Annotated in this window: 13 protein-coding genes; 10 read left to right on the top strand and 3 right to left on the bottom strand. The window is 71.8% G+C overall.

From position 1 onward, the window contains the following. Window positions 1-5 precede the first annotated feature (5 nt). Genes nuoH through LWC35_RS06965 form a run of 8 tightly spaced genes read left to right on the top strand, consistent with a single transcriptional unit; the run spans window position 6 to window position 9,276 of the window. The gene (nuoH, locus tag LWC35_RS07000; RefSeq protein ID WP_232869117.1) at window positions 6-1,277 is read left to right on the top strand and encodes an NADH-quinone oxidoreductase subunit NuoH; all 1,272 of its coding nucleotides are present in this window, start codon (window positions 6-8) and stop codon (window positions 1,275-1,277) included. Between the two features lie 3 nt (window positions 1,278-1,280). After that, window positions 1,281-1,838: an NADH-quinone oxidoreductase subunit NuoI gene (gene nuoI / locus LWC35_RS06995; RefSeq protein ID WP_232869064.1), complete on the top strand. Its 558-nt coding sequence runs from the start codon at window positions 1,281-1,283 to the stop codon at window positions 1,836-1,838. Beyond that, window positions 1,835-2,686, top strand: a complete 852-nt coding sequence (locus LWC35_RS06990) for an NADH-quinone oxidoreductase subunit J (protein WP_232869063.1) — start codon at window positions 1,835-1,837, stop codon at window positions 2,684-2,686. The genes nuoI and LWC35_RS06990 overlap by 4 nt, the downstream gene beginning before the upstream one ends. Beyond that, the gene (gene nuoK / locus LWC35_RS06985) at window positions 2,683-2,982 is read left to right on the top strand and encodes an NADH-quinone oxidoreductase subunit NuoK (protein WP_232869062.1); all 300 of its coding nucleotides are present in this window, start codon (window positions 2,683-2,685) and stop codon (window positions 2,980-2,982) included. The genes LWC35_RS06990 and nuoK overlap by 4 nt, the downstream gene beginning before the upstream one ends. Window positions 2,983-2,997: 15 nt before the next feature. Further along, on the top strand, window positions 2,998-4,965 hold the full coding sequence (gene nuoL, locus LWC35_RS06980) for an NADH-quinone oxidoreductase subunit L (RefSeq protein WP_232869061.1): 1,968 nt from the start codon (window positions 2,998-3,000) through the stop codon (window positions 4,963-4,965). A gap of 59 nt (window positions 4,966-5,024) precedes the next feature. After that, complete coding sequence (locus LWC35_RS06975) at window positions 5,025-6,635, top strand: NADH-quinone oxidoreductase subunit M (RefSeq protein WP_232869116.1); 1,611 nt, start codon at window positions 5,025-5,027, stop codon at window positions 6,633-6,635. Further along, window positions 6,632-8,248 (top strand): NADH-quinone oxidoreductase subunit NuoN, encoded by a 1,617-nt coding sequence (nuoN, locus tag LWC35_RS06970; RefSeq protein ID WP_232869060.1) that lies wholly within the window; start codon window positions 6,632-6,634, stop codon window positions 8,246-8,248. The genes LWC35_RS06975 and nuoN overlap by 4 nt, the downstream gene beginning before the upstream one ends. Before the next feature lie 29 nt (window positions 8,249-8,277). Continuing rightward, the gene (locus tag LWC35_RS06965) at window positions 8,278-9,276 is read left to right on the top strand and encodes a polyprenyl synthetase family protein (RefSeq protein WP_232869059.1); all 999 of its coding nucleotides are present in this window, start codon (window positions 8,278-8,280) and stop codon (window positions 9,274-9,276) included. Window positions 9,277-9,340: 64 nt separating this feature from the next. Here the strand turns inward: LWC35_RS06965 and rarD are convergent, their stop codons facing one another. Beyond that, on the bottom strand, window positions 9,341-10,276 hold the full coding sequence (gene rarD / locus LWC35_RS06960) for an EamA family transporter RarD (protein ID WP_232869058.1): 936 nt from the start codon (window positions 10,274-10,276) through the stop codon (window positions 9,341-9,343). Between the two features lie 150 nt (window positions 10,277-10,426). On the opposite strand from rarD, the gene LWC35_RS40175 reads away from it, so the two are divergent. Then, complete coding sequence (locus LWC35_RS40175) at window positions 10,427-10,978, top strand: OmpA family protein (RefSeq protein WP_232869057.1); 552 nt, start codon at window positions 10,427-10,429, stop codon at window positions 10,976-10,978. A 45-nt stretch (window positions 10,979-11,023) separates the two neighbouring features. After that, window positions 11,024-11,548 carry a hypothetical protein gene (locus LWC35_RS06950; protein WP_232869056.1) on the top strand — a complete coding sequence of 175 codons (525 nt, stop codon included), beginning with the start codon at window positions 11,024-11,026 and terminating at the stop codon, window positions 11,546-11,548. Between the two features lie 9 nt (window positions 11,549-11,557). Here the strand turns inward: LWC35_RS06950 and LWC35_RS06945 are convergent, their stop codons facing one another. Together LWC35_RS06945 and LWC35_RS06940 are read right to left on the bottom strand one after the other, a co-directional pair. Next, complete coding sequence (locus LWC35_RS06945; protein ID WP_232869055.1) at window positions 11,558-11,935, bottom strand: DUF1636 family protein; 378 nt, start codon at window positions 11,933-11,935, stop codon at window positions 11,558-11,560. 78 nt (window positions 11,936-12,013) lie between these two features. Further along, entirely contained in the window at window positions 12,014-13,627 is a 1,614-nt protein-coding gene (locus LWC35_RS06940) for a purine-cytosine permease family protein (protein WP_232869054.1), read from the bottom strand. Between the last annotated feature and the right edge of the window lie 59 nt (window positions 13,628-13,686).

The raw sequence follows: 13,686 nt of genomic DNA, 5'->3' as shown, positions 1-13,686 counted from the left end.
ACGGCATGACGCGCACCCAGCAGCTGCTGGCCGACGACCCGATCTGGCTGGTGATCCTCAAGGTCGTCGTGCTGTTCGCGGTCGGCGTCGTGCTGACCCTGTTCATGATCAACTGGGAGCGCAAGGTCGTGGCCCGGATGCAGCAGCGTCCGGGGCCGAACCGGGTGGGCCCCAACGGCTGGCTGCAGTCGCTGGCCGACGGGCTCAAGCTGGCCTTCAAAGAGGACATCATGCCGGTCCTCGCCGACAAGAAGGTCTACTTCATCGCCCCGGTGATCTCGACGATCCCGGCCTTCCTCGCCTTCTCGGTCATCCCGTTCGGCGGCGAGGTCTCGATCTTCGGCGAGCGCACGGTGCTGCAGCTGGTCGACCTGCCGGTCGGCGTGCTCGTCGTGCTGGCCTGCTCCTCGATCGGGGTCTACGGCATCGTGCTCGGCGGCTGGGCCTCCGGCTCGCCGTACTCGCTGCTCGGGGCGCTGCGCTCGGCGGCGCAGGTGATCTCCTACGAGATCGCGCTCGGCCTGTCGGTGGTCGCGGTCGTGCTCTACGCGCGGTCGCTGTCCACCGCCGACATCGTGGCGGCGCAGGGCTCGGGCTGGTACTTCTACCTGCTCATCCCCAGTTTCGTGGTCTTCGTGATCGCGATGGTCGGCGAGACGAACCGGGCCCCGTTCGACCTGCCGGAGGCCGAGTCCGAGCTGGTCGGCGGCTTCCACACCGAGTACACGAGCCTGAAGTTCGCGCTCTTCTTCCTGGCCGAGTACGTCAACATGGTCACCGTCTCGGCCATGGCGACCACGCTCTTCCTGGGCGGCGGGCGCTGGCCCTGGCCGCTGTCGTCGTTCAACGACAACGGCTGGCTGATGTTCATCGCGTTCCTGGTCAAGATGTTGATCTTCCTGTTCGTCTTCATCTGGCTGCGCGGCACGCTGCCCCGCTTCCGCTACGACCAGTTCATGCGGCTGGGCTGGAAGGTGCTGGTCCCGGTCAGCCTCGGCTGGATCCTGGTGATCTTCGCGATCCGCGCCTACCGCAACAGCACGGGCAGCGAGTCCACCGCGGCGCTGCTGATCACCATCGGCATCGTGGTGCTCGCGATCCTCGCGATCGCCTTCCTGCTGCCCGACCGCCGGACCCCCGACGAGGCCGTCGAGGTCGCGTCGGACTACCCGGTCCCGCCGCTGGACCTGGAGGTCCCGGCGGCACCCCGCAAGCGCCGCACCCCCGTCGAGCAGCGGCAGCCCGCCGGTGCGCTGTCCGGGAAGGAGGAGGAGTAGCCGATGTTCGACTTCTTCAAGGGCTTCGGAGTCACCTTCTCGACGATGTTCAAGAAGGTCGTCACCGAGGAGTACCCGGAGGACTTCCCGCCGGCCGCGCCGCGGTACCACGGCCGTCACCAGCTCAACCGGCACCCGGACGGGCTGGAGAAGTGCGTGGGCTGCGAGCTGTGCGCCTGGGCCTGCCCGGCCGACGCGATCTACGTCGAGGGCGGGGACAACACCGAGGAGGCGCGGTACTCCCCGGGGGAGCGCTACGGCGCGATCTACCAGATCAACTACCTGCGCTGCATCGGCTGCGGGCTCTGCATCGAGGCGTGCCCCACGCGCTCGCTCACGATGACGAACTTCTACGAGCTCGCCGACGACAACCGGCAGGACCTGATCTACACGAAGGAACAGCTGCTGGCGCCGCTGCTGCCGGGGATGGAGCAGCCGCCGCACCCGATGCGCCTCGGCTCCGACGAGCAGGACTACTACGTGCAGGGCCCCGTCCTGGCCCGTCGGTCCGCCGCCGGGGAGGACGTGCCGGGCGAGCCGGTGGGGGAGCAGGTCCGATGAGCGTGCTCGCGCAGGCCGCGTCCACCGCCGGCGACGCCGGGGTGGGGGAGGCGATCGTCTTCTGGATCCTCGGCCCCGTGTCGCTGGCGTCGGCGATCGCAATGGTCCTCGCCCGCAACGCGGTGCACTCGGCGCTGTTCCTGGTGCAGACGATGCTGTCGCTGGCGGTCTTCTACCTGATGCAGCAGGCGCCGTTCCTCGGCTTCGTGCAGATCATCGTCTACACGGGCGCCGTGATGATGCTGTTCCTGTTCGTGCTCATGCTGGTGGGCCGGGACAGCTCCGACTCGGTGGTCGAGGTGCTGCGCGGCCAGCGGGTCGCGGCGGTGCTGCTCGGCCTCGCCTTCGCGCTCCTGCTGGTCGCGGGCGTCGGCCGGGCGGCGTTCGCGATCCCGTCCGCCGGGCTCGGCGTGGCGGCCTCGAACGGCAACCTCCCGGGCATCGGGCGGCTGGTCTTCACCGACTACCTGCTGCCTTTCGAGCTCACCTCGGCCCTGCTGATCACCGCGGCGCTCGGCGCGATCGTGCTGGCCTTCGCCCAGAAGAAGCCGGCGGCGAAGCGGGGCCAGCGGGCGACCGTCATCGCCCGGCTCCGCGGCGAGCACGCCCGCGTCTCGCCGCTGCCCGGCCCGGGTGTCTACGCCACCGCGAACTCCGTGGCCGTGCCGGCGCTGCTGCCCGACGGCTCGATCGCCCGCGAGTCGCTCTCGGAGATCATCGAGGGCCACGAGGTCGACGAGCACCCGCGGCCGCCGGCCGACGCCCACGCCCTCACCGACGGGCGGCGGGACGCGCCGGAGGGGACCGCGGTGCGGACCACCACGGGCGGCGAGGAGGACCGCGCATGAGCCCCACCAACTACCTGCTGCTCTCCGGGCTGCTGTTCACCGTCGGCGCGATCGGGGTGCTGGTGCGCCGCAACGCGATCGTCGTGTTCATGTGCATCGAGCTGATGCTCAACGCGGTGAACCTGTCGCTGGTGACCTTCGCCCGCATGAACGGTCAGCTCGACGGCCAGGTCATGGCGTTCTTCGTCATGGTCGTCGCGGCGGCCGAGGTGGTGGTCGGGCTGGCCATCATCATGTCGATCTTCCGGACCCGTCGTTCGTCCTCCGTGGACGACGCGAACCTGCTGAAGTACTGACTAGGAGCCTCACCGATGACCGCTCCCCCTGAGGTGCTGCCGGCGACCGGCGCCGGGTCGCTGGCCTGGCTGCTCTTCGCGATCCCCGCCGTCAGCGCGCTGGTGCTGTTCCTGGCCGGCAAGCGCGCCAACGCGTGGGGCCACGTGCTCGGCGTCGCCTCCGTGCTCGCGTCGTTCGTGCTGGGTGTGGTGATCTTCGTCCAGACCCTGGGCGTCGCGCCGGACCAGCGGACCACCGAGCTGTCGCTGTACTCGTGGATCTCCTCGGGCACGCTGGACGTCGACTTCGGGCTGCGGATCGACCCGCTGTCGCTGACGTTCGTGCTGCTGATCACCGGCGTCGGGTCGCTGATCCACATCTACTCGGTCGGCTACATGGCGCCCCACGCGGGCGCGGAGCCGTCGTCGGACTCCAGCCGGCGGCGCTTCTTCGCGCAGCTCAACCTGTTCGTCGCGGCCATGCTCGTGCTGGTCCTCGGCAACAACTTCGTGCTGCTGTACCTGGGCTGGGAGGGCGTCGGCCTGGCGTCGTACCTGCTCATCGGCTTCTACCAGGACCGCCCGTCGGCGGCGACCGCCGCGAAGAAGGCCTTCCTGATGAACCGGGTCGGCGACGTCGGGCTCGCGCTGGCGATCTTCGTGCTCTGGCTGAACCTGGGGACGCTGCAGTACACCGAGGTCTTCGCCCGGGTCGGCGAGCTCTCCGGCGGGACGATCCTCGCGATCACGCTCCTGCTGCTGCTCGGCGCCTGCGGCAAGTCCGGCCAGTTCCCCCTGCAGTCCTGGCTCCCGGACGCGATGGAGGGCCCGACCCCGGTCTCCGCCCTCATCCACGCGGCCACGATGGTCACCGCGGGCGTGTACCTCATCGCCCGCACGAACCCGATCTACGACCTCACCCCGACCGGGCGCGTGGTCGTCGCGCTGATCGGGGTGGTCACGCTGCTGATCGGGGCGGTCATCGGCTGCGCCTACGACGACATCAAGAAGGTGCTCGCGTACTCCACGGTCAGCCAGATCGGGTACATGATCCTGGCCGTCGGGCTCGGCCCGGCCGGGTACGCGCTCGGCATCTTCCACCTGCTCACGCACGGTTTCTTCAAGGCCGGGCTGTTCCTCGGGGCCGGGTCGGTCATGCACGCCATGAACGACGACGTGAACATGCGCAACTTCGGCGGCCTCGGCCGGAGGATGCCGATCACGTTCGTGACGTTCGGCTGCGGCTACCTCGCGCTGATCGGCTTCCCGTTCCTGTCCGGCTACTTCTCCAAGGACGCGATCATCGAGGCCGCGTTCGGCCAGGAGGGCTGGCAGGGCTGGGTGTACGGGCTCGCGGCCACGCTGGCCGCCGGGCTCACCGCCTTCTACATGACCCGCCTGATGATCATGACGTTCTTCGGCGAGGAGCGCTGGCGGAACCTCAAGGCCCCTGACGGCGAGGACTACCACCCGCACGAGTCGCCGCCGGTGATGACCGGGCCGATGATCGTGCTGGCGATCGGGTCGGTGTTCGCCGGCTTCGTGCTCAGCGCGGTCGGCCTGAACCAGTGGCTCGCGCCCTCGCTGGGCGAGCTGCAGGAGTCGCCGGCCGGGGTGCTCCCGCACGCGCTGGTGCCGTGGCTGGTGCTGGCCTGCTCCGCGCTCGGCGTGCTGGTGGCCTACCTCGTGGTCGGACGCCGCCCGACGCCGGTCCAGCGGCCGGAGCCGGTCTCCTTCCCGGTCCGGGCCGCGCGGCGCGACCTCTACGCGAACGCGTTCAACGAGACCGTCATCGAGCGGCCGGGCATCTGGCTCACCCGCGCCCTGGTCTTCCTCGACAACCGCGGCGTCGACGGGCTGGTCAACGGCCTGGCCGCCGGCCTCGGGGGCGGCTCGGCCCGGTTGAGACGGCTGCAGACCGGGTTCGTGCGCTCCTATGCGCTCTCGATGCTGGGCGGCAGCGTGTTCGTCGTCGCGGCCCTGCTGGCGGTGAGGTTCGCGTGAACACCGCCGTCATGAACACCGCCGTCATGAACACCGCTCCGGACACCGGCGGCAACGTGATGCTGCTGGTCCTGCTGCTCCTGCCGGTCCTCGGCGCCCTGCTGATGTACCCGCTGCGCACCAACGTCCCCCTGGCGAAGGCCGTGGCGATGGCGACGGCGCTGCTGGAGTTCGTCCTCGTCGTCGTGACGTGGGTGGGGTACTCCACGGACGCCGCGAGCTCGGGCGAGCGCTTCCAGTACGTGTTCTCGGTGCCGTGGATCCCGGCGTTCGGCACGCACCTGGCCTTCGGCATCGACGGCATCGCGCTCGTCATGATCGCCCTGACGGCGTTCCTGGTGCCCGGCCTGATGCTCTTCGCCTGGGCGGAGAAGCTGCCGGAGGGCCGCACGGCGTCGGGCTACTTCGCCCTGCTGCTCGCCACCCAGGCCACGCTGATGGGCGTCTTCACGGCCACGGACGTGTTCCTGTTCTACGTCTTCTTCGAGGCGATGCTCATCCCGATGTACTTCCTGATCGGGCGCTTCGGCGGCCCGAACCGGCAGTACGCCTCGGTCAAGTTCTTCCTGTACTCGCTGCTCGGCGGCCTGATCATGCTGGCCTCGCTGATCGGGCTGTACGTGACGAGCGCCGACCAGCTCGGCGCCGGCACGTTCACCTGGAGCGACCTGCAGTCGATCGCGCAGAGCACGCCGACGTCGACCCAGATCTGGCTGTTCCTCGGCTTCTTCGTGGCGTTCGCGATCAAGGCGCCGCTGGTGCCCTTCCACACCTGGCTGCCCGACGCCGGTGCCGAGGCCCCGATCGTGGCCGCGGTCCTGCTCGTCGGCGTGCTGGACAAGGTGGGCACCTTCGGGTTCCTGCGCTACTGCCTGCCACTGTTCCCGCAGGCCAGTCAGGTCCTGGCGCCGCTGGTGCTGGTGCTGGCGGTCATCGGCATCATCTACGGCGCACTGCTCGCCGTGGGGCAGAAGGACATGAGCCGGTTCGTGGCCTACACGTCGATCGCGCACTTCGGTTTCATCGCGCTCGGCACGTTCGCCTTCTCCAGCCAGGCCTTCGCCGGCGCGACGCTCTACATGGTCAACCACGGCCTCTCCACCGGCATGCTCTTCGTGATGGTGGGTCTGCTGGTGGCCCGCGGCGGGTCCCGGCTGATGAGCGACTACGGCGGCGTCTCGAAGCTCGCGCCGCTGCTGGCCGGCTGCCTGCTGCTCGCGGGGATGTCGTCGCTGGCCCTGCCGGGCACCAACTCGTTCGTCAGCGAGTTCCTGGTGCTGGTCGGGTCGTTCCCGCGGGAGCCGGTCGCGACGATCATCGCGACCGTCGGCATCATCTTCGCCGCGCTCTACATTCTGTGGTTCTACCAGCAGACGATGCAGGGCCCGGTCCGCGGCAACGCCGTGATCCGGGCGCTGGAGGCCGGCGGCGTCGGCGGGCCGGGGGCGATGATCGACCCGGCCGTGGCCGCGGAGCGCGGCTCCGGCTTCCCCGACCTCACCAAGCGTGAGATCGGGGTGCTGGCCCCGCTGATCGTCGTGATCGTGGTGCTCGGGTTCTTCCCGGGCCCCGTGCTCGACGTGATCAATCCGTCCGTGCAGTCGACGATCACCGAGGTCGGGCTGCCCGACCCGGTGCCGGCCGGCGGCGTCGTGGGAGGTGTCCGGTGAACGCGCTCGCGCAGGTGGCCCCGCTGACGGCGCCCCCGATCGACTACGCGGCGATCGCGCCGCTGCTCGTCGTGCTCGGTGGCGCGTGTGTCTCCGTGCTGTTCGAGGCGTTCCTGCCGCGGCACCAGCGGTGGCCCGCACAGGTCGCGCTGTCCGTGCTGGTCGTCGCGGTCGCGGGCATCGCGCTCGGCGTCTACGCGGGGTCGGCGCCCGTGGCGGGGATCGTCACCCTGGCCTCGGCGCTGACCGTGGACGGCCCGACGCTGTTCCTGTGGGGCACGCTGCTGGTGCTCGGGTTCGGCTCGCTCCTGCTGATCGCGGACCGCTCGGTGGAGCCGGGCGGCGCGTTCATCGCCTCCGCGGTGGAGCGGGCGTCGGTCGCGGCCGCGCCGGGCACCACGACCGGGCCCACCGGCGTCGACCCGGAGCACGTCGACCGGTCCTACGGGGCGCCCGGCGAGGCGCCGACGATGCAGACCGAGGTCTTCCCGTTCGTGCTGTTCGCGCTCGGCGGGATGATGGCCTTCGTCGCGGCGAACGACCTGCTCACGATGTTCGTGGCGCTCGAGGTGCTCTCGCTGCCGCTGTACCTGGTGTGCGGGCTGGCGCGGCGCCGGCGGCTGCTGTCGCAGGAGGCCGCGGTCAAGTACTTCCTGCTGGGTGCGTTCGCCTCGGCGTTCTTCCTCTACGGGCTCGCGCTGCTCTACGGCTACGCCGGCTCGGTCAAGCTCGTGGCCATCGCGACGGCCGCGGTGGGCACGCCGAAGTCCGACGCGCTGCTGTTCGGCGGGCTCGCGCTGCTCGTCGTCGGGCTGCTGTTCAAGGGTTCGGTCGGCCCGTTCCACACCTGGACGCCCGATGTCTACCAGGGCGCGCCCACGCCGATCACCGCGTTCATGGCGGCCTGCACCAAGGTCGCGGCGTTCGGGGCGCTCCTGCGCGTGCTGCACGTGGCCTTCGGGTCCACGCACTGGGAGTGGCGCGGGGTGATGTGGGTGGTCGCGATCGCCTCCATGGCCATCGGCGCGGTGCTCGGCCTCACCCAGACCGACCTCAAGCGCATGATCGCCTACTCGTCGGTGGCACACGCCGGGTTCCTGCTGCTCGGTGTCATGGCCATCACGCGGGAGGGGGTCTCGTCGACGCTGTTCTACCTGCTGGCCTACGGCTTCACCACGCTCGGCGTGTTCGGCGTGATCTCGCTGGTGCGCACCGCCGACGGCGAGGCGACCCACCTGTCCCAGTGGGCAGGGCTGGCGAAACGCTCGCCGATCCTCGCCGGCGTGATGACCTTCCTGCTGCTCGGTCTCGCCGGCATCCCGCTCACCAGCGGGTTCACCGCCAAGTTCGCGGTGTTCTCGGCGGCGCTCGGGGACGGGATGGCCCCGCTGGTCGTCATCGCGCTGGTGTTCTCGGCGGTGGCCGCGTTCTTCTACCTGCGGGTGATCGTGCTGATGTACTTCAGCGAGACGCCGGAGGACGGACCCACGGTCACCGTGCCGGGCGCGTTCACCACGGTCGCGGTCACGCTCGGCGTCGTGGTGACCCTCCTGCTGGGTGTCGCCCCGACGCTGGTGCTCGGCTGGGCCGGCGCGGGCGGCCTCACAGGCTGAGCTCGGGCAGGCCTCGTAGGCTGGTGCGCGTGGAGACGCAGAGCGTGGCGGGTGTGGAGCTCGCCGACCCGGACCTGGCCGCCGCGACGGCGCGCGGGCTCGAGCGGGTGGAGGAGCTGCTGCACCGTGAGGTGCACAGCGACTACCACTTCGTCAGCGAGACGTCCCTGCACCTGATCGACGCGGGCGGCAAGCGGTTCCGGCCGCTGTTCACCCTGCTCAGCGCGCAGATCGGGCCCGAGCCGGACGGGGACGACGTGGTGCGCGCCGCCGCCGTCGTCGAGCTGGTGCACCTGGCCACGCTCTACCACGACGACGTCATGGACTCGGCCACGATGCGCCGCGGGGCCGAGAGCGCCAACCACCGCTGGGACAACACGGTCGCGATCCTGACCGGGGACTTCCTGTTCGCGCACGCGTCGCGGCTGGTGGCCGACCTCGGGCCCGACGCCGTGCGGATCATCGCCGAGACCTTCGCCGAGCTGGTCACGGGGCAGATGCGCGAGACCCGCGGCCCCGGCCCGTCGGACGACCCGGTGCAGCACTACCTGCAGGTCATCGCCGAGAAGACCGGCTCGCTGATCGCCACCGCGGGCCGGTACGGCGGGATGTTCTCGGGCTGCACCGCCGAGCAGGTCGAGTCGCTGCACCGCTTCGGCGCCACGATCGGCACGGCGTTCCAGATCTCGGACGACATCATCGACATCGCGTCGCCCTCGCTCGACTCGGGCAAGACGCCGGGCACGGACCTGCGCGAGGGCGTGCACACGCTGCCGATGCTGTACGCGCTGCAGGACCCGGGCTGCCCCGACCGGCTGCGGTCGCTGCTGTCGGCGCCCATCCAGGCCGACGCGGAGGTCGAGGAGGCCCTGGCGCTGCTGCGGTCCGGCCCGGGGATCCCGCGGGCCAAGGACACCCTCGCCGGGTACGCGCAGGAGGCCCGCGCCGAGCTGGGCAAGCTCCCCGCCTGCCCCGCCACCGAGGCCCTCGGCACCCTCACGGGCTACACGATCGACCGCATCGCCTGACCCTTCCCCGCGAGTCGGGAGTTCGGGCGGCGCGAGTCGGGAGTTCGGGCGGCGCGAGTCGGGGTCAGCGGGCCTCGGGCTCCGGGGTGGGCAGGAGCTCCGCCCCGGGGCGGGAGCGGGTGGCCCGGACCAGGTCGACGGTGAAGACCGCAAGGGCGATCCACACCAGCCCGAACCCGATCCACCGGGACAGCGGCATGGCCTCGCCGTTGACCAGCACGCCGTAGAGGAACTGCATCGTCGGCGTGAGGTACATGAGCGTGCCGAGCGTCGTGAGCGGGATCAACCGGGCCGCGGCGCCGTAGAGCAGCAGCGGCAGGGCGGTGACCGGGCCGGCGAGCACCATCATCGCCGCGTGGAAGCCGCCCAGCGAGGTGAAGGTGCCCTGGCCGCTCACCTGCAGGGAGATCACGAACGCGAGGGCGATCGGCCCGACCACGAGGCCCTCGCCCGTCAGGCTCGCCGTCGACGGTAGCGCGACCTTCTTCTTCAGCAGCCCGTACACCCCGAACGACACGGCCAGGACCAGCCCGAGCCAGGGCGGGCTGCCGGCGCCCACGCTGATCACCACGACCGCGAGGGCCGCGATCCCCAGCGCCGCCACCTGGGCGCGGTTCGGCCGCTCGCGCAGCACCAGGACGCCGAGCAGCACGCTGACCAGCGGGCTCATGTAGTAGCCGAGGGCGATGTCCACGACCCGCTGGATCGAGACGCCGTAGATGAACACGCCCCAGTTGACGGTGATCACCGTGGCCGCGGCCGCGACCGTCAGCCACCCGCGGCCCGACAGCGTGCGCAGCGCGCCCCAGCCCCGCAGCGCGGTCAGCACACCCGCCATCAGGACCATCGTCCAGACGATCCGGTGGGCGAGGACCTCGACCGGGCCCGACGGGTCGAGCAGCGGCCAGAACGCCGGGAAGAGCCCCCAGACGACGTGTGCGGCGACGCCGAGGCCGACGCCCCGGCGGTCCAGCTGGGGTGCGGCTTCCCTGACACTCACCGCTCCATCAGAACATCCGAGGGCGGAATGTTCGAGCGTGAAACGGATCGGCGCCGGTCCGGGCACCCGGCACGCTCTCGTGACGCCCGCGAGACCGCTCCGTGATGCCGATGGGTGACCGTCGTCCTTCCGGTCGACGGAAGGGGAGCGGTGGGGACGACCGCGGGAGTCGGCCGGTCGCGGCGTGCGCTGTGGATCGCGGCGGCGGTCCTGGTGCCGGCGGTCCTGGCCTCGATCGGGCTGCTGTGGGTCCGTCCTGCGCCCGAGGGCCCCGGACCCGGCCGCGGGGCGCCCGTGACGGCGCCGCCGTCGTCGGCCGCCGTGCCCACGGCCGCCACCGCGCCACCGCCCGGCGTGGTGGTGGACCGGTCGGGCGTCGAGCGCCTCCTCGCCGGGGCCCCGCTGCTGTTCGACGGCGAGAGCGCACGACTGCGGCCCGCGACCGCCGCCACCGTGGCGCAGCTCGGTGGCATGCTCGAGACCATGCCCGGCGTCCCGGTCCGGCTCGTCGGGCACACGGCGGACCTGCCCGGGCCGGCCGAGCGGGCGGTGCGGCTGTCCCGGGAGCGGGCCGAGGCCGTCGCGGCGGCGCTGCTCGCGGTCGGGGTCGAGCCGCAGCGGATCACCGTCGACGGCGTGGGCGACGCGGGCCCGCTCGGGACCCCGGAGGCCAGCCGGCGGGTCGAGGTGCTGCTGGGGTGACCCGGTAGCGGATCACGCGGACGGAGCGATGGAGGGAGCAGGGAGGTGACGGGCGTGGGGGCGCTGTTCGCGCAGATGTGGCTGCTCTGCCTGGCCGCGTTCCTGCTCGGCGCCCTGGCGACGTGGCTGCTCGTGGCCCGTCCGGCCCGCCGGGAGGCGGCACGCGCCCGGGAGGCGGCCGCGCGTCGCGACGAGCCGGTCGATCCCGTCCGCGCGGCCCAGGCCCCGCCGACGCCGATCCCCGGCGTGCCGCGGCACGCCCGGCCCTCCGGCGGCGACCCCGCACTGCCGGCCCTCGGCCGCCGACGTCGTTCGGGCTCGTCGGCCCTCGGGGCACCGGCCCGGCTCCGGCACGGCACCCCGGAGGGGCCGCCGCGTGGGGGAGACGCCGGGCCCGTCGTGCCGCGGCAGCCCGGCCCCGGGCCGAGGGGCGGCGGGGCCGACGGGCCCCTCGTGCCGCCGCAGGACCGTGGGCACGCCCTGTTCACCCCGCCCGAGCCGCGCGCACCCGAGCCCGACGAGCCGCCCGACCTCCCGCCGGGCCGCGAGCCACCGGACGACCCGCGCTGACCGGAGGCGTCACGGGCGGCCGGCTACCCACGGACGGAACTCGAGGGCCGGACGCTTCGGCGTCACCGAGCTGATCCGCTCCCGGAGCTCGGCAGGGACGTCCCAGTCCTCCGGCGTCCCGGAGCGGCTGCCGGCGTGGGCCTGCGCGGCCGCCACCAGCGCGCCGGCGTGTCCGGCGTCGAGTCCGGTGAACCGGACCCGGGCCTTGCCCGGGCCGTCGACGGCGGCGACGCCGTCGTCCGGACACCCGCCCAGACACTGCACGGAGCGCACCGGCACCGCCTCCGCGGCGGGGTCCTCCCGCAACGCCTCGGTGAGGGCACGGCCGAAGCGGCCGGACCCGGCGGGGTCGTAGCGGGGGCAGGTGCGGCAGATCAGGAGCGGCATGTCGTCCTCGGGTTCGTGCGCACCGCCGCCCGGCGCCGGATCCGGGCATCGGGCGGCGGCCTCGTGGTGATGGTGGGGTCAGGAGGCCGTGGACTCGGCGACCGCGGCCGCGCGGAAGGTGTGCCCGGTGGCGCAGGAGGCGCAGATGGGCAGGTGCCCCCGGCTCGGGTCGCGGTCCATCTCGACGGCGACGTAGGACCGCTCGCAGCTGTGGCAGCGGATCCGGTCGTCCCAGACGTCGGCGACCTCGTCGCGCGGGTCGTGCGGGCGGCCGAGGGCGGCCCACCGGTTGCCGGACACAGCCAGCAGGGCGGCGCTCACCAGGACGGACACCGCGAAGGTGAGGACGAGCGCCCACGTGCTGGCGATCGGGCTGCCGGTCGCGATCAGGACGATGCCGACACCGGAGGACACGATCCAGGCGGTGAGCCCCGCAGGGTTGACGCCGGGGACCCGGCCGGGCCGGAACTCGAAGGCCGGCAGACCCACGCGTCGCCGCGCCACGACGAAGACCAGCGCGATCCCCACCCAGGCCACCAGGATCGTGCCCTGGTAGGCGAGCCAGGTGTTGATGAAGCTGAAGATGTTCAGGATCATCACGCCGAACGACACGACGCCGACGACGATCACCCAGACCGTGCGCGAGAGGTTGAGGCCGAACGTGCGCGAGAAGAAGCTCTGGAAGTTGGTGGACCCGACGTAGAAGTTCGCGGTGTTGATCTTCGTTTGGGTGGCGACGATGAAGAGCAGCCCGACCACGCCCATCAGCTTGACGATGCCCTGCACCAGACCGGACTCGCTGACGTCGGCCAGCGGCAGGGTGTGCACCAGGTAGATGCCCACCGCGCCGTTCACCAGGATCGTGAAGAAGTAGAAGGTGAAGCCGAAGGTGTGCAACCCGTTGCGGCGGGAGTCCTGCACGCGGCCCATCCGGGCGAAGTCGAAGGTGTAGAGCATGTTCGAGAAGACGCCCATGTAGATCGCGAAGACGAACAGCCAGCCCGGCCCCGCCATCCGCGTCGGCGTCTGCGCTTCCGCCGTCAGCCAGGCGCTGTCGTAGCCGTAGGCCACGGTCGACCAGACCACCGTCACGACGAGACCCACGGCGAAGACCGGCAGGAGGAGGGCGTTCACCTTCTCCAGCCAGACCCGGACGCCGCCCAGGGCGAGCCCGATCGCGCAGACGGTGACGACCGCGTACCACAGCTGGACGGGGCCACCGAACTCCGCCTGGGCCGCGACGGCCAGCACGGAGCCCTCGAACACCGCGAACCAGGTGCCGGTCAGGGCGAGCGCCAGCGTGGCGACCGCGGCGCCGCGGTAGCCGAAGAGGGCGCGCGAGAACAGGCCGACGGTCAGCCCGGTGCTCGCCGCGGTGCGGGACATGACGATGCAGATCCCGCCGTGGACCAGGACCGCGGCGACCAGGCCGATGAGCGCCTGACGGGTGCCGACGACGAGGGAGGCGCCGGCGGCGACGACCACCCAGAACATGGCGGCCATGACCGACGACCAGGCCAGGGCCATCTTGGGGGCCGGCAGCCGCCAGCTGCGCGGCACGACGTGCAGGGCGTAGTCGTCGCGGGAGGCCTCGGCGAGGACGGCCGGATCGTCGTGGTGGGAGATGTCGAGGGCGGGTAGTTTCGTGCCCGCGGTGGAGGAGACGGCAGTGTCTCCTGTGTCGCCACTCATCAGGTGTGCTCCATCGTCGGTGACTGCGAGAGGGTCGGGCGGTGCGGCGGGCCCGAGGT

This window comes from Pseudonocardia kujensis, assembly GCF_021283305.1.
In the GTDB taxonomy this organism is placed as follows: domain Bacteria; phylum Actinomycetota; class Actinomycetes; order Mycobacteriales; family Pseudonocardiaceae; genus Pseudonocardia; species Pseudonocardia kujensis.
Note: the sequence above shows the minus strand (reverse complement) of the source record. Positions and strands in the feature narration are given on the sequence as shown.

Coding starts and splice junctions, on each gene's coding strand:
- nuoH (WP_232869117.1), top strand. CDS start 6: ATGACGCGCACCCAGCAGCTGCTGGCCGACGACCCGATCTGGCTGGTG.
- nuoI (WP_232869064.1), top strand. CDS start 1,281: ATGTTCGACTTCTTCAAGGGCTTCGGAGTCACCTTCTCGACGATGTTC.
- LWC35_RS06990 (WP_232869063.1), top strand. CDS start 1,835: ATGAGCGTGCTCGCGCAGGCCGCGTCCACCGCCGGCGACGCCGGGGTG.
- nuoK (WP_232869062.1), top strand. CDS start 2,683: ATGAGCCCCACCAACTACCTGCTGCTCTCCGGGCTGCTGTTCACCGTC.
- nuoL (WP_232869061.1), top strand. CDS start 2,998: ATGACCGCTCCCCCTGAGGTGCTGCCGGCGACCGGCGCCGGGTCGCTG.
- LWC35_RS06975 (WP_232869116.1), top strand. CDS start 5,025: ATGCTGCTGGTCCTGCTGCTCCTGCCGGTCCTCGGCGCCCTGCTGATG.
- LWC35_RS06945 (WP_232869055.1), bottom strand. CDS start 11,935: ATGCCGCTCCTGATCTGCCGCACCTGCCCCCGCTACGACCCCGCCGGG.
- LWC35_RS06940 (WP_232869054.1), bottom strand. CDS start 13,627: ATGAGTGGCGACACAGGAGACACTGCCGTCTCCTCCACCGCGGGCACG.